This is a genomic window from Roseovarius sp. JB2-10 (assembly GCF_055693585.1).
Window position 1 is genome coordinate 1,503,854 of the sequence record NZ_CM146337.1, and the last position, 20,527, is coordinate 1,524,380.

Annotated in this window: 20 protein-coding genes; 6 read left to right on the top strand and 14 right to left on the bottom strand. The window is 56.5% G+C overall.

The genetic code is table 11. From position 1 onward, the window contains the following. Nucleotides 1-6: 6 nt before the first annotated feature. A complete protein-coding gene (meaB, locus tag ACZ1HJ_RS07470) occupies nucleotides 7-981 on the bottom strand; it encodes a methylmalonyl Co-A mutase-associated GTPase MeaB (protein ID WP_472722176.1) in 975 nt (324 codons plus the stop codon). Nucleotides 982-1,095: 114 nt separating this feature from the next. Between meaB and hrpB the strand changes: the two genes are divergently transcribed. Beyond that, nucleotides 1,096-3,540 carry an ATP-dependent helicase HrpB gene (gene hrpB, locus ACZ1HJ_RS07475; protein WP_472722177.1) on the top strand — a complete coding sequence of 815 codons (2,445 nt, stop codon included), beginning with the start codon at nucleotides 1,096-1,098 and terminating at the stop codon, nucleotides 3,538-3,540. 60 nt (nucleotides 3,541-3,600) lie between these two features. Here hrpB and ACZ1HJ_RS07480 read toward each other — a convergent pair whose 3' ends face one another. Beyond that, complete coding sequence (locus ACZ1HJ_RS07480; protein WP_472721680.1) at nucleotides 3,601-3,978, bottom strand: GFA family protein; 378 nt, start codon at nucleotides 3,976-3,978, stop codon at nucleotides 3,601-3,603. 18 nt (nucleotides 3,979-3,996) lie between these two features. Then, nucleotides 3,997-4,938 (bottom strand): sterol desaturase family protein, encoded by a 942-nt coding sequence (locus tag ACZ1HJ_RS07485; protein WP_472721681.1) that lies wholly within the window; start codon nucleotides 4,936-4,938, stop codon nucleotides 3,997-3,999. Nucleotides 4,939-5,089: 151 nt separating this feature from the next. On the opposite strand from ACZ1HJ_RS07485, the gene ACZ1HJ_RS07490 reads away from it, so the two are divergent. Both ACZ1HJ_RS07490 and ACZ1HJ_RS07495 read left to right on the top strand, forming a co-directional pair. Beyond that, nucleotides 5,090-6,022 (top strand): LysR family transcriptional regulator, encoded by a 933-nt coding sequence (locus ACZ1HJ_RS07490; RefSeq protein WP_472721682.1) that lies wholly within the window; start codon nucleotides 5,090-5,092, stop codon nucleotides 6,020-6,022. Nucleotides 6,023-6,104: 82 nt separating this feature from the next. Next, on the top strand, nucleotides 6,105-7,184 hold the full coding sequence (locus ACZ1HJ_RS07495) for a PLP-dependent cysteine synthase family protein (RefSeq protein WP_472721683.1): 1,080 nt from the start codon (nucleotides 6,105-6,107) through the stop codon (nucleotides 7,182-7,184). 32 nt (nucleotides 7,185-7,216) lie between these two features. On the opposite strand, the gene ACZ1HJ_RS07500 is transcribed toward ACZ1HJ_RS07495, so the two are convergent. The 10 genes from ACZ1HJ_RS07500 to ACZ1HJ_RS07545 all read right to left on the bottom strand — a co-directional run bounded on the left by ACZ1HJ_RS07500 (nucleotide 7,217) and on the right by ACZ1HJ_RS07545 (nucleotide 15,900). Further along, nucleotides 7,217-9,187, bottom strand: coding sequence for a sensor histidine kinase (locus ACZ1HJ_RS07500; protein ID WP_472721684.1), 1,971 nt, complete (start codon nucleotides 9,185-9,187; stop codon nucleotides 7,217-7,219). Between the two features lie 67 nt (nucleotides 9,188-9,254). Further along, on the bottom strand, nucleotides 9,255-9,971 hold the full coding sequence (locus tag ACZ1HJ_RS07505) for an RES family NAD+ phosphorylase (protein ID WP_472721685.1): 717 nt from the start codon (nucleotides 9,969-9,971) through the stop codon (nucleotides 9,255-9,257). Next, nucleotides 9,958-10,338, bottom strand: coding sequence for an MbcA/ParS/Xre antitoxin family protein (locus tag ACZ1HJ_RS07510; RefSeq protein ID WP_472721686.1), 381 nt, complete (start codon nucleotides 10,336-10,338; stop codon nucleotides 9,958-9,960). The genes ACZ1HJ_RS07505 and ACZ1HJ_RS07510 overlap by 14 nt, the downstream gene beginning before the upstream one ends. Nucleotides 10,339-10,489: 151 nt before the next feature. Further along, nucleotides 10,490-11,368: a lysophospholipid acyltransferase family protein gene (locus ACZ1HJ_RS07515; protein WP_472721687.1), complete on the bottom strand. Its 879-nt coding sequence runs from the start codon at nucleotides 11,366-11,368 to the stop codon at nucleotides 10,490-10,492. Nucleotides 11,369-11,412: 44 nt separating this feature from the next. Beyond that, nucleotides 11,413-11,691, bottom strand: a complete 279-nt coding sequence (locus ACZ1HJ_RS07520) for an HPr family phosphocarrier protein (RefSeq protein ID WP_472721688.1) — start codon at nucleotides 11,689-11,691, stop codon at nucleotides 11,413-11,415. A 10-nt stretch (nucleotides 11,692-11,701) separates the two neighbouring features. After that, complete coding sequence (locus ACZ1HJ_RS07525; protein ID WP_472721689.1) at nucleotides 11,702-12,094, bottom strand: PTS sugar transporter subunit IIA; 393 nt, start codon at nucleotides 12,092-12,094, stop codon at nucleotides 11,702-11,704. Between the two features lie 7 nt (nucleotides 12,095-12,101). Then, nucleotides 12,102-13,028, bottom strand: a complete 927-nt coding sequence (rapZ, locus tag ACZ1HJ_RS07530; protein WP_472721690.1) for an RNase adapter RapZ — start codon at nucleotides 13,026-13,028, stop codon at nucleotides 12,102-12,104. A gap of 11 nt (nucleotides 13,029-13,039) precedes the next feature. Further along, on the bottom strand, nucleotides 13,040-13,483 hold the full coding sequence (locus tag ACZ1HJ_RS07535; protein ID WP_472721691.1) for an HPr kinase/phosphorylase: 444 nt from the start codon (nucleotides 13,481-13,483) through the stop codon (nucleotides 13,040-13,042). 3 nt (nucleotides 13,484-13,486) lie between these two features. Continuing rightward, nucleotides 13,487-15,196, bottom strand: coding sequence for a sensor N-terminal transmembrane domain-containing protein (locus ACZ1HJ_RS07540; RefSeq protein WP_472721692.1), 1,710 nt, complete (start codon nucleotides 15,194-15,196; stop codon nucleotides 13,487-13,489). Between the two features lie 2 nt (nucleotides 15,197-15,198). Next, a complete protein-coding gene (locus tag ACZ1HJ_RS07545; protein ID WP_472721693.1) occupies nucleotides 15,199-15,900 on the bottom strand; it encodes a response regulator transcription factor in 702 nt (233 codons plus the stop codon). A 372-nt stretch (nucleotides 15,901-16,272) separates the two neighbouring features. Between ACZ1HJ_RS07545 and ACZ1HJ_RS07550 the strand changes: the two genes are divergently transcribed. Together ACZ1HJ_RS07550 and ACZ1HJ_RS07555 are read left to right on the top strand one after the other, a co-directional pair. After that, nucleotides 16,273-17,871: a phosphoenolpyruvate carboxykinase gene (locus ACZ1HJ_RS07550; protein ID WP_472721694.1), complete on the top strand. Its 1,599-nt coding sequence runs from the start codon at nucleotides 16,273-16,275 to the stop codon at nucleotides 17,869-17,871. A 178-nt stretch (nucleotides 17,872-18,049) separates the two neighbouring features. Further along, entirely contained in the window at nucleotides 18,050-18,439 is a 390-nt protein-coding gene (locus ACZ1HJ_RS07555; RefSeq protein WP_472721695.1) for an Imm39 family immunity protein, read from the top strand. 199 nt (nucleotides 18,440-18,638) lie between these two features. Here the strand turns inward: ACZ1HJ_RS07555 and ACZ1HJ_RS07560 are convergent, their stop codons facing one another. Continuing rightward, on the bottom strand, nucleotides 18,639-19,514 hold the full coding sequence (locus tag ACZ1HJ_RS07560) for a 3-hydroxybutyryl-CoA dehydrogenase (protein WP_472721696.1): 876 nt from the start codon (nucleotides 19,512-19,514) through the stop codon (nucleotides 18,639-18,641). Nucleotides 19,515-19,675: 161 nt separating this feature from the next. Between ACZ1HJ_RS07560 and ACZ1HJ_RS07565 the strand changes: the two genes are divergently transcribed. After that, nucleotides 19,676-20,509 carry a DUF6473 family protein gene (locus ACZ1HJ_RS07565; RefSeq protein WP_472721697.1) on the top strand — a complete coding sequence of 278 codons (834 nt, stop codon included), beginning with the start codon at nucleotides 19,676-19,678 and terminating at the stop codon, nucleotides 20,507-20,509. The last annotated feature ends 18 nt before the right edge of the window (nucleotides 20,510-20,527 follow it).

Sequence of the window (20,527 nt, forward strand, 5' to 3'; positions counted from 1 at the left end):
GGGGGATCAGGTTTTGAGGCGCGCCAGGATTTCTTGAGCCGCCAGCGATGGAACAATCGCACCGCGGGCTACGTTTTCTGCCATTTCTTGCATTGCCGAGCGGGCGTTTGGCGTTTCCAACTGGGCCAGAAGGCTTTGGCGCACCTCCTGTTCGAACCAATACCGCGCCTGTTCTGCCCGACGACCGGTAAAATGGCCGTTCGACTGGCGCCAATCTGTCAGCTTGGTCATTTCTTCCCAGGCCTTTTTCAACCCCTCCTCATGAAGCGCAGACACCATCATGGCCTTGGGGAACCCTTCGGGATCCTGGGGGCGTTTTCGCAACAACCGCAATGCGCCGGCATAGTCAGAACAGGTTCGCGTTGCGGCGGGCTTCAGATCGCCGTCGGCCTTGTTGATCAGGATGATATCGGCCATCTCCATGATGCCGCGTTTGACACCTTGCAATTCGTCCCCGCCGGCCGGCGCCAGAAGCAGGATAAAGAGGTCCGACATTTCAGCGACAACCGTTTCGGACTGCCCGACACCAACCGTTTCAATCAAAACCGCATCAAAACCGGCAGCCTCGCAGACGGCGACAGCCTCGCGCGTGCGACGGGCGACCCCGCCAAGATGCGTTTGACTGGGTGACGGGCGAATGAAGGCATTGGGATCACGGCTCAATCTCTCCATGCGTGTCTTGTCGCCGAGGATTGAGCCGCCTGAGCGTGCTGAACTGGGATCAACGGCCAATACGGCCACGCGTTTGCCCTGAGAGGTCAGCATCATGCCAAAACTCTCGATGAACGTGGATTTGCCCACGCCCGGCGTGCCGGAAAGGCCAATTCGAACCGCCTGGTGATCTGACCTGCGCAGCGCTTCCATCAATTCGGCCGCTTGGGCGCGATGATCCGGATGCGTACTTTCAATCAGGGTGATGGCCCGGGCCAACGCCCGGCGGTCCTGTTTGATGATCTTGTCGGCAAGCTCGGCGATGTTCATGGGCACGCTGTGTCTGGGCAAATGGGTCTGGCCGCCTTCATGCCTTGGCCTATGCATCTTTGTCCAGAGTATCTGGTTATGGAAAACTCCGCGAAACTGACAGATAAGCGTTTCATGAAGACCGATCTGCCCATTCAGGACGCGCTTGCCCCGCTGATGACCGCGTTGCGAGACCACGGCAGGGCTGTGTTGCAGGCGCCTCCGGGCGCTGGGAAAACCACGATTGTGCCATTGGCTATACATGCGGCCAACCTGTGCGAGGGGCGTATCCTGATGCTGGAGCCGCGTCGTCTGGCAGCGCGCGCCTCGGCAGAAAGGATGGCGCAAAGCCTTGGCGAAAAGGCGGGTCAAACCGTGGGTTACCGTGTCCGGGGACAATCCAAGGTAAGCGCACACACGAAAATTGAAGTTGTCACCGAAGGCATTTTGACCCGGATGATCCAATCGGACCCTGAATTGTCGGGTGTGGGTGCCGTGATCTTTGACGAGTTTCACGAACGTTCGCTGAACGCGGACCTGGGCTTGGCGCTATGTCTCGAAATCGCAGGCGCCTTGCGAGATGATTTGTTGCTCTTGGTGATGTCGGCCACGTTGGATGCCGCGCCCGTGGCTGTTCTGATGGGCAACGTCCCGGTGATCACGTCGGAAGGTCGTAGTTTTCCGGTTGAAACAGGATGGCTGCCACGTCCGGTGCCAAAGTCCACTCGGTTCGAGCAGGCAGTGTTCGATCTGGTTTTGCAGGCCGTTGCCGAGACGGAAGGCGGTGTGTTGGTCTTTTTGCCGGGGGAAGGTGAAATCAGACGCGTCGAAGGGTTGTTGAAGCAGAGGTTGCCACCAGACTGCAACCTACGTCCCCTGTTTGGCGCGATGGATTTTGCGGCACAGCGCGCGGCGATCGGACCCGTTGAGCACGGGCGGAAGATCGTTCTGGCGACCTCGATTGCCGAAACATCACTGACCATTCAGGACATACGCGTTGTCGTAGATGGTGGGCGCGCCCGTCGATCAAGGTTTGATCCTGCCAGCGGCATGGCGCGATTGGTGACCGAACCCGTGACACGGGCTGAGGCAACTCAGCGGGCGGGTCGCGCCGGGCGTGTGGCCGAGGGCATAAGCTACAGGCTTTGGACCCGAGGCGAAGAAGGCGCGCTGGCGGCCTTTCCGCCAGCTGAGATCGAAGCCGCCGACCTCAGTGGATTGGCACTCGAATTGGCGCTCTGGGGTAGCGCGCCAACGGACATGCCGTTTTTAACACCGCCACCGCCTGGTGGTTTTGTCGAAGCGCAAGATCTTTTGCGAATGCTTGGCGCGCTGGACGCTGACGGTCGGATTACGCCGCATGGTCGCAAGATCGCAGCACTGCCGCTGCATCCTCGTCTTGCGCATATGTTGATTACGGCCGGCCCCAAAGCCGCGCCCTTGGCCGCGCTCTTGGCGGACCGGGACCCGCTGTCGCGCGGTGCACCGGTGGATTTGTCATTGCGTCTGTCCGCACTAAGAGATCTCCGCGCCTTTTCGGACCGTTACCCATGGCAGGCCAACCGCGGCGCAATCGAACGCATCCGGGCTGAGGCCAAACGTCTGGCGGCGCGCGCCGGTGATGGTGGCGGTTACAGTGAGGCCGAAATGGCCGCGCTGGCCTATCCGGACCGTATCGGGTTGCGCCGCAAAGGCGACACCCCCCGTTATGTTTTGTCGGGTGGCAAAGGGGCAGTGCTGCCGGACGAGGATGACTTGTCCTCCACGCGCCTGATTGTGGTGACAGATCAGGATGGCGATCCGCGCGAGGCCCGTATTCGGCAAGCCATCGCGCTTTCGGAAAGCGAGTTGCGTGGGTTGTATGCGGATCAGATTGCCTGGCAGGAGTCCTGTGCGTGGTCCAAGCGTGAGCGCTGCGTGGTTGCACGGCGCCAGGAGTGTTTTGGTGCGCTGGTTCTGGATGATCGACAGTGGAAGGACGCGCCACCAGAAGCCTTCGCGCATGCGATGCTGGACGGCGTGCGCGAATTGGGTCTGACCTGGACAGATGCTGCCCGTCGATTTGTGGCACGGGTCAAGCTCCTGCGCGAGGCCGGACATTATGCGCCGGACATGTCCGATGCCGCCCTTTTGGAGGATCTGGAGGCATGGCTTCTGCCCTATGTTGAAGGTGTAAAATCAGCGCAGGACTGGAAACGTTTTGACATGTTGGATGCGTTGCGGGCCCGGCTGGATTGGGATCAGATGCAGGCGCTGGACCGGTCGACGCCCGCGCATTTCACCACGCCTCTTGGTCGCAAGATCCCGATTGACTATGGCGGAGAGCATCCGGAAATCAGTTTGCGCCTGCAGGAAATGTTTGGTCAAACCACGCATCCGACTGTTGGCAAAACGCCGCTGCGTGTCACGTTGCTTTCTCCCGCCAAGCGCCCCTTGCAAACCACGATGGATATCCCCGGGTTTTGGGCGTCGTCCTATGCAGATGTTCGAAAAGACATGCGGGGGCGATACCCCAAACATCCGTGGCCGGAAGACCCAACGGAAGCTGATCCGACATTGCGCGCAAAGCGACGCAAGTGAACAGCTTGGCGGCACGGGTCCCTGAGTGGCCCTGTTCACTAAATTGGATGTATTACAGATTTAACCGTCGTCGCGATCTTTCGCGTATTGCTTGGCGCCTGGAATAGGCGGGAGCCAGCGTTCGCGCCGAATTGTCCACGTTTCATAGGTGGGGACAAACTGATCCGGCGCGTCAAGGCTGCCCAGATGTATCTCAGTCTCATCCGCACTGCGCGCAAACACGGACGCACCACAGGCCGGACAATAATGTCGCCCGGTAAAATCGCGTGTTTCGCCGTCAATTTTGACGGCATCCTGCGGGTAAATTGCAGCGGCGTAGAACAGGGCACCGTGATGTTTGCGGCACTCCAGACAATGGCAGACACCAACCCGGCGCGGTTCTCCGGTGGCGACAACTCGAACATGGCCACACTGGCATCCGCCAGTCACACGCTTCATCCTTTGCCCTTTCTGAAATCAGCTTCGGGTTTGGCGGCGGTCCTTGAGCCGCTCATGCGTTTCAGCGGTGCCATCATGAAACGATCCGAACCATTTGTCCCATGGCATTTCCAGATTGCCGTAGTTCACTTCGAAGTACCGGTGATGCATCTGGTGGTGAAACGTCCCAAGCGCCAATCGTTTTTTGTCCTGGACCAGTATGTGCTCAAAACCGGTATGTGAGGTGACGGCAGTCAAGGCCTGATGCTGCAAATGAAACAGGATGTGTAGCGGATTGGCCGCGACGATGACGTGCAACAAGATAGAACTGAAGAACATCACGTGTTCGACCGGGTGCATCGATAAGCCTGACCAAGGGCCGACATTGACGTTGCGATGGTGTAGCGCATGGGCGAGCCGATAAAGCGGCCCCCAGTGAAGAGCACGGTGGATCCAATAGAAGTGGAACGATATCCAGACGGGTGTGAGCAAGAAGAGTGCGCAGAACCAGATTGGCTTGTCGGCAAAGACCAACACCGGCGCCCAGCCATTGCCCATCGCCCAGAGCATTAACACCTCGAATGCCGTCCAAACCCCAACACCGCTGGTCAAGGACCAGAACATATTATCACGGACTTGCCCGCCCATGGTGAATTGTCGGCCCTTTAGCATCAAATCGCGCTTTTCATATTTCAGGTCCATGCCTTGCGCTTTGCGTATGTAAAACAGCCAGTGCAGGCCGCCCGCCACCAACAGGAACAGCGCCATGTTGCGCAGCCATATGGCGGCGATCCATCCCGGGGCAAGCGTTGCCGTTGTTTCAAGTGACGGCGACAGGAAGCCCCACGAAATCAATGCGATCGCCAGCACAGCCGTATTTTCAGCCAAGCCCAGCCAACGGACCGCGATCCACTGTCCCATTCGTTGCGGGTTGGGCGGCCAGCTGAAAAAGGGTGACACTTTGAGCGGCACATCTGGCACGTGATGCCAGCCGGGCAGGGGGGATGATCAGATCGCTGGTCACTTGGCATTGCAGAGGTCCTTTTGGTTTGAATGATCATGCCATCTGCACATTCACTGGAAAAATAGAAATAGACGCAATATAAAATCTGAAAATCCGAGGATGTGACCCATGCTGACCAATCTGCGCCTTTCCTTGCGGGCCATTCGCGCGTTTGTAGCCGTGGTCGATCATGGTTCAATTGTCGGGGCTGCGCGCGATTTGAATGTCGCCGCATCCGCTGTCTCGGCAGGGCTGGATCAAGTTGAGGCTGAATTCGGCGCTGACTTGATGATCCGGACGCGCGCGCGTGGCATTTCGGTTACCGCTGAAGGCCGCGACATTGCCGCGCGGTTCCGCGCCTTGCTCGAAGACTACGCCGACGTCATGGATCATGGACGTGCTATGGCGCAATCGGTCAGTGGGAGCCTTCGGATTGGGTATTACGCCCCCGTCGCGCCTGCCTTTTTGCCACGCATCTTGCACCCGCTTTTGCAGGCTAACCCCGGATTGCGATTGGAACTGCACGAACATGATAACGACAGCGCCCAGGAGGCGATGTTGAACGGGCGCTTGGATGTGATCCTGTTTGCAGGCCAAGATGTCCGCAGCGGAATTGAAACCACGCCCTTGATGGAGCTGCCGCCCTATGTGCTGGCACCAGCGGGCCATCCGGTGGCACATTCGGGTCCGATCAGTCTAGCGGACGCCGCGCAGTATCCACTCATTCAACTCGACCGCCCTCTGGCCCGACCCTATCTCGACCGCCTTTTTCGGCAGAAGGGGCTCAAGCCTGATGTCATCGCACAGGTGGATAGCACCGAAATGGTGCGCAGTTTGGTGGGTGCCGGTGCGGGCATCGCGGTTTTGGCGATGCAGCCTCTGACCGACGTGACCTATAGTGGAGATCGGCTTTGTGCCGTGCCGCTCGAGCCGGGATTGGCACCTCTGCAATTGTTCGCAGGCCGTGTTCGGGGCCGCCCCCGAAAACCGGTGCATGTCTTTCTGGAGGCTTTGCGCGCTTTCTTCGGAGCGGAAGACGCACATCGCCTGATTTGCCAGTAAAGCCCGTGCGGTTGAGGGGGTGGTCGTTGTGAATACGTTCCGCTAGCGTAATCCCATCATTCGAAACCGGGGAGTGAGCCAGATGGCAGATCGTGGAATTCGCAGCACCAAAGGGCGCGGCAGACTATTCGACAGCGTGTTGGACACAATCGGCGACACGCCGGTGATCCGTGTGAACAACCTAGCGCCCGAGGGTGTCCGGCTCTATGTCAAAGCCGAGGCGTTTAATCCCGCCGCATCCGTAAAGGATCGATTGGCGGTGAACATTATCGAGGCCGCAGAGCGCAATGGCACGTTGAAACCCGGTCAAACCGTGGTGGAGGCGACCAGCGGTAACACGGGCATCGGTCTGGCAATGGTCTGTGCGCAAAAAGGCTATCCGCTTGTGGTAACCATGGCCGACAGCTTTTCCATTGAACGCAGACGCCTGATGCGCATTCTGGGTGCTAAAGTCGTTTTGACACCGCGTGCCGAGAAGGGCTTCGGCATGTATAAAAAGGCTGTCGAACTGGCGGAAGCCCATGGCTGGTTCCTCGCACATCAGTTTGAAACGGATGCCAACGCCGAGATCCATGAAGCGACGACCGCGCAGGAAATTCTGGCGGACTTTGAGGGCGACAGGCTCGACTATGTTGTGACCGGATACGGCACGGGAGGCACCGTCACCGGACTGGGCCGGGTGCTACGCAAAGAGCGTCCTGACACGAAGATTGTGCTTTCTGAGCCCGCGAACGCTCAATTGGTGGGCAGTGGTCATGCGCAGGAGCGCCTTGAGGATGGGGCGCCCGCAGTTAGTCACCCGGAGTTTGAGCCGCACCCGATCCAGGGATGGACGCCAGATTTCATTCCGCTTGTGTTGCAGGAAGCGATTGATGAAGGTTTCTACGACGATCTGATCCCGGTATCCGGCCCGGATGGTATAACGGGCGCGCGTGATTTGGCGGCCCAAGAGGGGATTTTCACGGGTGTCTCTGGCGGATCGACCTTTGCGGTTGCCTTGGGCATTGCACAAAAGGCAGAGGCCGGATCGGTGATCCTGTGCATGTTGCCGGATACGGGCGAACGCTACATGACGACACCTTTGTTTGAAGGCATCGCCGAAGAGATGTCAGACGAAGAGATCGAAATCTCGAACTCAACGCCCGGATATCAAATGGGTTGAAACAGGGGCGCTGCCGCCGGGCAGCACTTCATTCATTCGGCGGCGGCCTTGCTGGACTGTTCATCCGGAAGCCAGATGGTGAAGACGGCCCCGCCGCCCGTGCGGTTAGTGACCGAAATCAATCCGTTGGCATTCTGGATCAAGGTCTGACTGACGGACAGGCCCAATCCCGTGCCTTCACCCAGTTTGGTTGTAAAAAACGGATCGAAAACTGTTTCCAGTTTGTGCTCTGAAATACCGGCTCCGGTATCGGCAATGCTGAGTTGAGCGCCGGGCTGGCCATCGCGGTCGGTACGGCTGATCGCGATATCCAAGGCCCCTTGCCCCTCCATCGCCTGCACCGCATTGATAATCAGGTTGATGATCACCTGTTGCAGCTCACCGGGGTTTATCCGGACATGCGGGGCATCCCCGCGGTCAATTGAAACAGTAATCTCGGCCTTTGAGATTACGTGATCGACCAGAACGAGACAATCGTCCAGCACGCTTGATATATCGACACTTTCTTCGAAGTTTCCGAACTCTGTCGGCCGCGCAAACTGCAACAATTTACCAACGATGGCGTTGATCCGTCCGACCTGTTGATCAATCAGCTCAAGCTCCGTCATGACGGGGTCGGCCTCGTCACCAAGCGTTTGGCGGATCACATCAACGTTGCCTTGGATCACGGCAACGGGATTGTTGATCTCATGAGCCACCCCTGCTGTGATCTCACCGATAGAGGCCAGCTTTTCACTCATGACGAGTTGCTGATACGTGGTTTCCAGTTTCTTGTTGGCATCGCGCAGCTCAGTGGTTCGTTGCTCGACCCGGACATTCAGCTCATCGGCCCAAGACCGTAAGGTGCGATCTCGCTCCTGCACCTGATCCAAGAGTGTATCGAGATGTGCCGCAACGGTGCCGATCTCATCCTGCGCGGCGACAGGCCCGATCCGTGCGCCCAACTCACCGGATTCAACCTTTTCCATCGTCTTGGTCATTTGCTCAAGCGGTGAAAAAATCCCTCTGGCGAGGCGCAGAAACAGCGGCACGGTCAATGCCAATACAAGCGCAAAAGCCGCCAAAATCATGAAGTAGGCCGACCGTTTTGCGGCGGTGAACGGCGCTTCGAGAAACCCCACATAGAGCATTCCAACCCGGTTTCCGAAGCTGTCAATCAACGGCAAATACCCGGAGATATACCAGTCATTGACGACAAATGCGCTATCAAGCCAGGTCCGTCCTTCACTCAATACCTTTTGTCGAACCGCGGCCGACACACGTGTTCCAAGCGCGCGGGCCCCTTCAAAAAGCCGCACATTGGTTGAGACCCGCACATCTTCCAAAAACAGGGTTGCTGTGCCCTGTCTGTCGCCCTCAGCACCTTCGGAGTGATAGACCAACGCGTTGATTGTATCGATGAACCCGAGGTTGCGGTTCAACAAAACCCCACCCACCAGCACGCCCAACCGGCCGGGCACACGCACATCCGTCGCGGTATGTACCACCATGCCGCGGTCTTCTACGATGCGTTCCGTCGGGACGGCGGCCTCGGTTTCGATCAGGGGGAGGCGGGCTTGTTCGGCCAGTTCCGCGGACAGTGCCATCAAATCGTCACCGGTAAAAATATCGATCTGGCTGGCGGCACGCCCTTTGACGGCGGCATCTATCACGGGCCATGTTTTGGCGGCTTCCTGCGCGCGCCCGAGTGGCAGGTAATAGAGAAAGTCCAGTTCCAGCTCTGTCTGATTGCGGGCCAGAAACGCGGCAAAAGCGTCTTTTGGCAATTGCGCTGCTGTCCGAAAATCAACAGATCGAGCGAGGCTTTCGACGTCATCACCGGTCGTGAGGAGGATCTGTTGCATGTATTGTTCAGCGATGCGCAGATCACTTTCGACATTGGCGATCAGAACGTCATCGTAATTTGAGGACCAGCGCCCTATCGCCAACACCAAGAGCAGTGGCATCAGAACCATCAGCGGCAGCAGCGCGAGGATCAGCAGTCTTAGCCGAACGGATTTCATCGTGGGGTCCGTCTCAAGGTCATCGCGTGCAGTCTATCGTCAATGCCAAGACCCGGCAAATGCAGCGTTAGTCGGGATGTTGCAGCCCGTAATCTCCAACCAGAAACTGATGGCGCTGTTTCAAGGTTTCGCAATGGGCCCTCACACGCTGAGGCGTCACAAGGATATGCCATTTCTGCGTGGCAATCGGTGCGGGCTGGGCAAAGGCTTCGCAGGCTAAAACAGCGACATTGGCCCGGAGATCTGGATCGCGGGCAGAAACGTAACGGATTGCTTGGCAGCCATCTGCCCGCACGCGGTCCGCGAGGTCCAGACAATCCGTGTAATCATCAGGATCAGACCAACGGCCCTGTTCGGCCATTTCAGGTGTCGACAAATCGATGGATTGCTCCGCCTGAATGTCTGCCAGAACGGCCGTGTGTTCCACGGGCCAGCGCGGCATTGGGGTTTCAGGTGAGGCCGCAAAGAACCGCAAAGTCCCCCAGATGCTTTCGACCACGGCAGTCAAAACCCGTTCCGAGCCATACCACACACCCGGTGTGCGCCCGGCCCGCCTGAACCTGGACGCACGTGGGTAACAGCCATACCGGAAGGGCGACCAAAATTGGTAATCCAAGTGTGTGCATGGGGGCGGCACTGCAGGTTTTGACGCCTCCAGAATATCCTCCAACACAGATTGTTCGTTGTCGGTTTCTACAATTCGCATGGTTGAAGCGCGATACTGACCTTCGATCACCCGCCAGAGATTGCCGTGATAGGGCGGGAATACATCAGGTAGGCGCACGGGCGGCATCAAGATAATCCATCACCGCAATCAATCCCGTTGCCTGGGCCATCAGGTCGCGAGGAACGCCCAACAGATCGTTATTCTGATTGGCCATCCATCCCCGCATGCTGTCCGGGTCCGCCCCGACAATCGCATCCAAAGATCGAAAAATCCGGATCACGCAGGTTGCCAATTCAAATGGTTTGCCCTGCAACACAAACGCGCCGCCCTTCATTCGCGAAACTGTGGCTTCGCTGACACCGATAACATGTGCCAAATCGCGCTGCGACAATCCCAATTCCTGTGCTGCATTGAATGCAGCCTTCGCCACAACCCGTCCAGGTTCGGCGCTGACGTCATGCAGATTTTCAGCGAGGGCATTCATTACGTTATCCTTTCTTCAGAAATCAATATAGCATTTCTTTCTGAAGAATTCAATATACGGGCATTTTGCCAAGTTTTTGTTATTCAAACGCGCGGATAACGGCAGAAAACAAGGTTCAGTGTGCATGTGCACTGATTGAGGTCGTAAAGGTCTATTCGCCGAGCGACAGGGTGTGTTCGCGCAACCATGTCATGAACCCGCGCGGGTCCGTTTCCAGCATTTTCATCTGCTCATCGCTGATTGGCTCACCGACCACTGGTTTTTGCGGCTGATTGCAGCTGTGAACAACCTCGTGCAACAACAACCCTTGGCGCAGGGTTGCCGAAATCCGGTTGGCCATTTGATACCAACGGGAATTTGCCCCGGGGAAATAGATTGGCACCACCTTGGCGCCCGACCTACGGATCATTTGCGCGGTGAAAACATTCCACTCCCGCTCGATCGCAGGGCCAAAAAGTGAATCCGAGGATGCCACAACGCCCGACGGAAAGACGCTGATCAAGCCGCCTTCCTTCAAATGGGCCATCGCTTTTGCGCGCATTTCCACAGATTTGCGCTGAGCGTCCGGCTCATGCGGAAAGGGCACCGAAATCATGTACGAGGCCGCAACTTCGTCGATGCCGGTCAAAAGCGCGCGTGTCAGGATCTTGTAGTCATTGCGCCGCCGGCCAATCAGATCAGCCAGGATCATGCCATCCACCAGACCATGCGGGTGGTTCGACACGGCCACGACAGGCCCCGACAGCGGAATATTTTCGACCTCTGAATCCGGTGTTTCCAGATCAATGCCCATCGTCCCAAGAGCCGCACGCCAGAACGCTTGCCCAGTGGGTGCGCCACGCTTTTCGAACTTTCGGATCATACGGATAATGCTGACCTTGCCCGTCATCCATTCAATCGTGCGGATGATAAAGGCCGTCATTGGGGTATCAAACGAATTGGCGTAGGTCAGACTGCGACGGTCATAGGTGGTGAACAACACCTCCTCTGTCGTTGGTTCAACACCCCTGTCCTGCTGATTTTGCACCAACTGGTTTGTCCCTATATCGCCGCCTGCGCGTCTCCCTCGCGCTGTTACTTGTCTTCGCCGAACTTGTCGGCGACAAGGGCCTCAACCGCTGCGGCCATCGCCTCGGCATCTGGCCCCGAGACCTGCACGTCAATAGTAGTTCCTTTCGATGCTGCCAACATCAAAAGCCCCATAATACTGTCCGCACCGGCCGATTGCCCGTTTTGTGACACTTCTGCCGTAGCGTCAAAACCTTCAGTTACCTCAACCAGTTTGGCGGCTGCCCGCGCATGCAGCCCCTTTTCGTTTACGATCTTCAGATGCCGTTTGATGGTCTCAGTCATTTTTCGTTCGCTATTCCGCTGTCACATTGTGGCTGTCGATGTATTTTCGCCCGGCGTTGAGCGCTGCGCGCACGGCCTCTGGCACTGTGAGGTGGCGGCACTTGGCAAGCTTGATCAGCATCGGCAGATTTGCCCCATAGAGAATACGCCGATTTTCCGGCGCACAGGCCATTAAAGACAGATTTGACGGTGATCCGCCAAAAAGGTCCACGACAATTACCACGCCTTCACCTGTATCAACTTCGTTGGCAGCAATGCAGATTTCAGATTCCTTGGCCCCGCGATCATGATCCCCCTCAATCGTGATGGCGCGCGCGCCTGTCTGAGGTCCTACAACATGTTCGATCGCACGCAGGTATTCCCGGGCCAGCCCGCCATGTGCAACGATCACAATACCGATCACCGCTCACTCACTCCTTACTTTTACCTTGGGCCGTAAGGCCGCGCTCGGACAGCGCCGGCTCTGTCGCCCGTCGCTCCAGTTCGCGATGCCTAATTGACACCTGCCAGCCCTCCTCTGCAAGGGCTTTGGCCAATGTTTCTGCCATTGCAACACTGCGGTGTTGCCCACCGGTACAGCCAAGGCCGATCGCCAGGTATGCCTTGCCCTCAGCCTGATAGGCGGGCAACAACAATTCCGTCAAATCCTGCACTTTTTGACGGAATGGTTCGAACAACGGATCATCGCGAACGTAAGCGGCAACATCACTGCTGCGTCCGTCGAGGCTGCGCAGGCTCTCTTCCCAGTAGGGATTGCGCAGAAACCGGCAATCCAGAACCATGTCGAGGCCGCGCGGAAGCCCGCGTTTATAGGAAAAGGATTGCACTGATACGGCCAACTGGCTTTCCAGTTCGGTGACGAACCAGCGTTCCAATTCAGCGCAAAGATCACGTGGGGCCATTTCGGACGTGTCGATCACAATGTCAGCCCGCGCCCGGATTGGAACAAGAAGATCAAATTCGCGCGCGATCCCGATGTCGGGTGTCTCTGCCGGGGCCAAGGGATGGCGACGACGGGTTTCTGAAAAACGGCGCATCAGGACTTCCGCACTGCAATCAAGATACAATACCTGCATGGGCGCCGGACTTAAGCCGCTCATGCCATCAATGGCTTCGATCAGTGCGTTGGTCGAAAAATCGCGATTTCGCGTATCGATGCCCAAGGCCAACGGTTTTTCGGGCGCTGGCCCATCCAGTAGGCGAGGGAGCAAAGACAGGGGAAGATTGTCGATCGCCTCGTATCCCATATCTTCCAATGCCCTGATCGCAGAGCTTCGCCCGGCGCCCGAAGGGCCTGTGACAAGCACGAGGCGGTTGGCGGCCTGCTTAGGCGGCATGTGTGCGTCCTTTATTCGATCCGACCGTGCTCAAGATATGCCATGATTGCCGCAGGAAAATGGGTGAACGCAACTTTTCTTTGCATCGGTAGCGTTACCCCCAGGATTTCTGTCACTCGCAGAGGGGGTAATCTTTCGGTCTCTTCTGTGTCCAGATCTACAACCAGCGCCACTCTGGTGGGGCCTGCAACCGGAGCGGCCAGAATACCGATACCTCTCGCTTCGATGCGCCCGCGTAGAGTGTCTGGCGCGTCCGCGATCAAAGCGCCGTGACGTGTCCAAAGCAGGGTTTGGTCATCCGATACCAATTTGGCACCGTTGCTTAGCATGTGCAGAGCAAGGGATGATTTCCCGCTGCCGGATTTTCCTTGGATCAAAGCTGCGCGGCCCGCATGGGCGACCGTGGTTGCGTGGATGCATTGGCGAACAGCAGATGTGCCGGTCTCGGCGCTCATTGCTCAGACGGGCAGGCCCACAACGAACCTCGCCCCCAGAGGATCCGAAGTCACGTCAGCGTCTGTTGGGCGAATATTTTCCGCCCAGATCACGCCGTCATGTGCCTCGACAATCTGTTTCGAGATCGCGAGACCAAGCCCGGAATTGTTGCCGAAATCGCCTTCAAGGCGTTCCGAATAGAAGCGCTGGAAGACTTTTGTAAGGGCCTGATCCGGAATGCCGGGCCCGGTATCTTCAACCACCACCAACACGCGATTTTCGCGCTTGCGGGCCCAAAGCCGGATCGCATCTCCATCTTCACAAAAACTGATCGCGTTGGTGATCAGATTGACAAATACCTGCGCCAAACGCCCTTCAAGCCCGGTAATGACGATTGGTTGATCCGGGAAATCCGTAATGAAATCGATGCCCTTTTTGCTGGCCTCTTCGCCCAGATAGTGACCAAGGTTGCCCAGCATACTGACCAGGTCAAATGCTTCCTGCTCTTCCTTGACCAATTCGCTGTCGAGCCGTGATGCATTCGAAATATCGCTGACCAAGCGATCCAGCCGACGCACGTCATGTTCAATCACTTCCAGCAGTTTCTCCCGCTGATCGTCACGCTTGGCCACACGCATTGTGCCAACGGCACTACGCAGGCTGGCCAACGGGTTTTTGATTTCGTGGGCAACGTCTGCGGCAAACTGCTCGTTGCTATCGATCCGGTGATAAAGTGCGGCGACCATGCCGCGCAAGGCACCGGACAATCGTCCGATTTCGTCCGGACGCGCGGTGAGGTCTGGAATACGAATACGGCCTGACGCACCGTTCGATTGCTTACGATCCCCTCCAATTTCGGCGGCCGAGGCCAAGTCTGACAAGGGGTTCGCGATGGTAGACGCCAAAATCAGGCTGAGGCCGACGCTGACAAGGGTGGCGATGACAAACATCTGCAATACCCGCTCGCGTTCCGAAGCCACCAGATTGTCAATCTCACCTGACGCGCTGACCAGAGCGACAACAGCCACCGGCGTTGCGCCCTGCATGACAGGTGTTGCCACCGAGAAAACCGTTCCTTCATAGGCGTCGCCGGACGCCACCTGCGTGCCTTCACTCAACGTGGTTTCAACCAGTCCGCGGGCTTGTTCTTCCAAGGTTGGCGGCACTTTCTTGGCGGAAAACGAAGAAAACGGCCCTGAAATCAGGTTCCAAACGCTTGAAAGCGCGTCGGTGATAACTGTTGGGCGGTCTTCGTCAGGTGTGTCGCCGCGTTGGGCCTGTCCGACCGTGTGACCGGCCACCCGCCCGTCGGGGCCAAAGACATAGACCTCTACGCCGGACCGAATATCAAGCCCGCCGAGCGTCTCGTTGACGTCCACGCCGTCACCGGAAAACAAGCTGACAGGCAGGGTTGCAGGGAGTTGAGCTTCGAAGACATCTGCGATCAGTTCTACTTCGCCCACCAGACCATTGGCCCGCTGAAGCGCGAGACTGTCGCGTGACGAATTCAGGTACAGAATACCGGCGACCAGAACATTCAGTGCAATAAGGTTGAACGTGACAATTTTGCGGGTCAGTGACGACTCGCTCAAAGAGAATTTGCGGCGCCGTTCGCGCCGCACTCTCAATTCATCCTGAACGTTGTCGGGCGCAACAAAATCGTCGCCTAGAACAACGTCACCGTCCTTGTGTGGGGTGAGATCGCGCACGTCAGTCCTCTCGGCCAGAGCCACACCTATTCTTCGTTGTAACGATACCCGATACCGTACAGCGTTTCGATTGCTGAAAATTCATCGTCGACCATCCGCAGCTTTTTGCGCAGACGCTTGATGTGGCTGTCGATCGTACGATCATCCACATACACCTGATCGTCATAGGCAACATCCATCAGCTGATCGCGCGACTTCACAAAGCCGGGGCGCTGTGCCAGCGCCTGCAGCAAAAGAAACTCTGTCACTGTCAGTGATACGTCGAGACCCTTCCACGTGACCGCATGGCGCAGCGGGTCCATCCGCAGATCGCCGCGTTCAATCACTTTGGTTTCTTCCGTGTCGCCCACGATTTCCCCGGCAACCGCATCCTGGCGGCGCAGAAGAGCGCGGATGCGTTCAACGAGAAGACGCTGGGAAAAAGGTTTTTTGACGTAGTCATCCGCGCCCATGCGCAGGCCCAGTACCTCATCAATCTCATCGTCTTTTGATGTCAGAAAGATGACTGGCATGGATGATTTTTGACGCAACCGCTGAAGCAGATCCATCCCGTCCATGCGGGGCATTTTGATGTCCAGCACCGCCATATCGGGGAGCTTTTTGCTGAACGCATCAAATGCTTGCTGTCCGTCGTTGTAGGTTTCCACTTCGAAACCCTCAGCCTCGAGGGTCATCGAAACCGATGTCAGAATATTCCTGTCATCGTCCACAAGGGCGATTTTTGACATTGGGGTTTTCCTTATACTGCTCTTGTTGCCTGTTTTTTCGTTCACTATGCGCTTTTTCGCTCTTTACAATCAATCCCAAAGTGCGAATCGCCCTGTTTGACTGTCTCAATTGGGACACAAAACTTTTAGGAATGACTAAATTGACTCACTTTTGGTTTCAGCCTGGCGGCGTTTTTGGACCTGTGGGGTGATGGTTGCGCTAACTTCTGGTTGGTTGCGCTAACTGCGCCAAAGCGTCCTGTTCATTCCCAAAACCGTCATGCTAAGAGGCGCGCCAAAGGCGGCATACATCGCCATACCGGTGCCACTTTCGGCGCGTAGTAGCAATCTGATCCGCCAAACCGGGCGGAGTACTACAGGAGCACGACACATATGACATTCGGACGGGTAAACCCGCAATTCCGGCTTGAAGATCAGGGGATCAAAGGCTTGGGAAATGTCTATTACAACTTGATCGAGCCGGCGCTGATTGAGACAGCACTGAAGAACGGTGAAGGAAAATTGGGCCAGGGCGGCGCGTTTCTGGTGACGACGGGCAAATTCACCGGGCGCTCTCCCAAAGACAAGCATGTGGTAAAGACCGAGAGTGTGATGGACACGATCTGGTGGGAAAACAACGCCGCCATGTCGCCCGAAGGTTTTGACGCGCTCTACACCGATATGATCGAGCACATGAAGGGCCGCGACTACCACGTGCAGGATTTGGTTGGCGGCGCTGATCCGACCTATTCGATCAATGTGCGTATGGTCACGGAACTGGCGTGGCACGGGCTCTTTATCCGCACCATGCTGCGACGCCCGGATCGCGAGGATCTGGATGATTTCACGGCTGATTTCACAGTCATCAATTGCCCGAGCTTCCAGGCGGATCCGAAAAAGCACGACTGCAAATCGGAAACCGTGATTGCCATGAATTTCGACCGCAAAATGATCCTCATTGGCGGCACGGAATACGCCGGTGAAAACAAGAAATCCGTGTTCACGCTGCTCAACTACCTGCTGCCTGATCGTGGTGTCATGCCTATGCATTGCTCGGCCAACCATGCCAACAACAACGCGGTTGATACGGCTGTTTTCTTCGGGCTGAGCGGCACGGGCAAAACGACGCTTTCCGCCGATCCTGCCCGCACGCTGATCGGCGATGACGAGCATGGCTGGTCGGATCGTGGCACCTTCAACTTTGAGGGCGGCTGTTACGCCAAGACGATCAACCTCAACCCCGAGGCAGAACCTGAGATTTACGCCACGACGACCAAGTTTGGTACCGTCATCGAAAACATGATTTACGATGATGAAACACTGGAGCTGGATTTTGAGGATGACAGCCTCACGGCCAACATGCGTTGCGCCTACCCGTTGCACTACATCTCGAACGCGTCGCAATCGGCCATTGGCGGGCATCCCAAGAACATCATCATGCTGACCTGTGATGCGTTCGGTGTTCTGCCTCCCATTTCGCGGCTGACGCCTGCGCAGGCGATGTATCATTTCCTTTCCGGTTTCACATCCAAGGTTGCGGGAACCGAGCGTGGCGTGACCGAGCCGGAACCCACATTCTCAACCTGTTTTGGCGCGCCGTTCATGCCGCGCCGTCCCGAGGTGTACGGCAACCTTCTGCGGGAAAAGATCGCCAAACATGGTGCAACCTGCTGGTTGGTGAACACAGGCTGGACCGGTGGCGCCTACGGCACAGGCTCGCGCATGCCCATCAAGGCTACACGTGCATTGCTGACGGCCGCACTGGATGGCTCGCTCAACAAGGTTGAGTTCCGCAAGGACGAGAACTTTGGGTTCGAAGTACCCGTTGATGCCCCGGGTGTCCCAACGGTGCTGCTCAACCCGCGCCGCACATGGGACAAGCCCGACAGCTACGACCGTCAGGCCGAAAAACTGGTGCAGATGTTCGCGGATAATTTCGAGCAATACATCCCGCATATTGACGATGACGTAAAAGCCGCCGCAATCGGCTGACGCATAATCGACACCCGCATTTGAAAAGGAGCGTTTAATTGGCGCTCCTTTTTGGTGTCCGCTGTGCGGGACAAAGCGTACGTTAGCCTTTGAAGCAATCCTGTATTCGACGTAGAGTGCGAATACGTTTTATATTATTGCTTCCGAAGAACTCACTGACATCAAAGAAAGTTTGAAAATGGACTCCGACGGGAAGAGAAGGCTTCTAATTGGAGGCGTTGGATTGGTTCGGGGAAAGATTAGGCATGCCGGTAAAGTTATGGTTGGCCTATGTGACGAGTTGGAACCAAAGATAAATTCGACTTCTTTTCTGCACGACGCTCCATTCGAAACAGTCAGTTTGATTATTCAATTTGGCCAGGCGGCGGGCGAACCTGCGATAGGAAGGATAAACAAAAAGCACTCCGAACTTGAGGTCTCAATTGAAGTTCCTCTGTCGGAGATTCGATCCATAGGTGTTAAGGAATTGACAGATAGATTTCGAAATCTGACACTTGTCAGTCTGCGGAAAGTTGCAAGCAGCTACGATTTAGAAACCCCAGATTGGCTGAAGTCGGTTGATGTTTGACGTTCGTTTGAAACGCTGTTCTCGTTAACATGCGGTCATGAGGAAGCAGAGACCATAGCACCTGAATGTGACTTCCGTTTCGCCGCATTTTTCGACTTTAACTCACTGTCCGCTTTGGGCTCGAAGCTGTCATTCGCAGCACTGAAAGACACGTTTTTGCGGTCTGCAACGGCGTCGACAAACAGATATGGACGTCCGGTTATCTTGTCGGCACCGGTTCTTCGCCGCGGTAGTCATAAAAGCCTCGGCCGGTTTTTCGACCGAGCCATCCAGCCTCGACATATTTGGTCAAGAGCGGGCAGGGGCGGTATTTGGTATCTGCCAGCCCGTCATGTAGCACGTTCATGATGGCCAGACACGTGTCCAACCCGATAAAGTCCGCCAGCTCCAGCGGTCCCATAGGATGGTTTGCGCCGAGCTTCATCGATTGATCAATGGATTTGACGTTACCGACACCTTCATAAAGCGTGTAGACCGCTTCGTTGATCATCGGCATCAGGATACGGTTGACGATAAAGCCGGGAAAATCCTCTGCGGTCGCGGATGTCTTCTTTATCTTTTCGACCACTTCCATGCAGGCGTCGAACGTCTCGGAATCCGTTGCAATGCCGCGGATCAGCTCGACCAATTGCATGACTGGCACCGGGTTCATGAAATGGAAACCCATAAACTTTTCCGGTCTATCCGTGCGACTGGCCAGCCGGGTGATCGAAATCGAAGAGGTATTGGATGTCAGGATCGTGTGGGGTTGAAGATGCGGCAGCAATTCATCGAAAATGGCCTGCTTGACGGTTTCGCGCTCGGTTGCGGCCTCGATCACAAGATCCGTTTTCCCCAAATCGGTCAGCGTAAGCGTGGTATCGATCCGACCCAATGCACCATCCATGTCAGCTTGGGTGATTTTATCCCGGCTGACCTGCCGTTCCATGTTCTTCGTGATCGTCTCACGAGCGCTGTCCAGAGCGTCCTGACTGATATCCGTCAGCAAAACGTTATACTCCGCCAAGGCCATCACATGAGCGATGCCATTGCCCATCTGACCCGCGCCGACCACACCTATTGTCTTGATCGCCATCGTGATGCCCTCTCAGCCTCAATGGCTTCAACATAGGCCTGCCATAGGGCCGGTCGCAAGGGTCGAGGACCGTTAAAAACTGTGACGAATTCGAACATTAGAGAATTCTCAATGCAAATCTTGGAATCATAGTCATGGGTGAATGAAATTAGGTGGTAGATATGGCTTTTGAGCGGCTCGGGGGACGGACCCTAGACTATAAAACGTGTCAGTATCGGGGGTCCAAATTACAGTTTCGGGGCCCAAAGCGCGAGCTTGAGGGGCCCTATGCGGTTTTTCTGGGCGGAACGGAAACTTACGGTCGCTTCATAGAACGCCCGTTTCCGGCCCTGATCGAGGCGAAAACCGGCGTCAAATGCATAAACATGGGCTGGCCCAATGCTGGCGTTGATGTATATCTCAACGACACGGCCATGTTGGCGGCGGCATCGGATGCACAGGTGACGATCCTGCAAGTCCCCAGCGTGCAAAACATGTCCAACCGCTTTTATTCAGTTCATCCGCGCCGTAACGACCGGTTCTTGGAGCCGTCAGGCGTGTTGCGGGCGATTTTCAACGAGGTTGATTTTACGGAGTTCCATTTTGTGCGGCATATGCTGAAACGGTTGCAAAGCCTGTCACCCGATCGGTTTGGCGCGGTACGCGATGAGATGCAGGCTGCGTGGGTGTCACGGATGCAGCTTTTGTTGCGCAAGATTGATGGCAAAGTCGTCTTGCTGTGGCTCTCGGCGCGGCGCCCGGAAGAAGCGGCTAACAGCGTGGAAGTGGCACGCGACCCAAGCTATGTCACCCGCGAAATGATTGAACAGCTGCGCCCATTGACGGACCAGTTGATCGAGGTGATAGCCAGCGCGGCCGCCATGGCGGATGGCACAAAAGGTATGCGATTTTCAGAAGTCGAAGCCGCTGCGGCGCAAGAGGTTCTGGGGCCGACCGTGCATTACGAGGCTGCAGATGTGTTGGGACCTGTCATCGCACCAATGGTGCGGCCCTAAAAAAGGCCCGCCATTTTC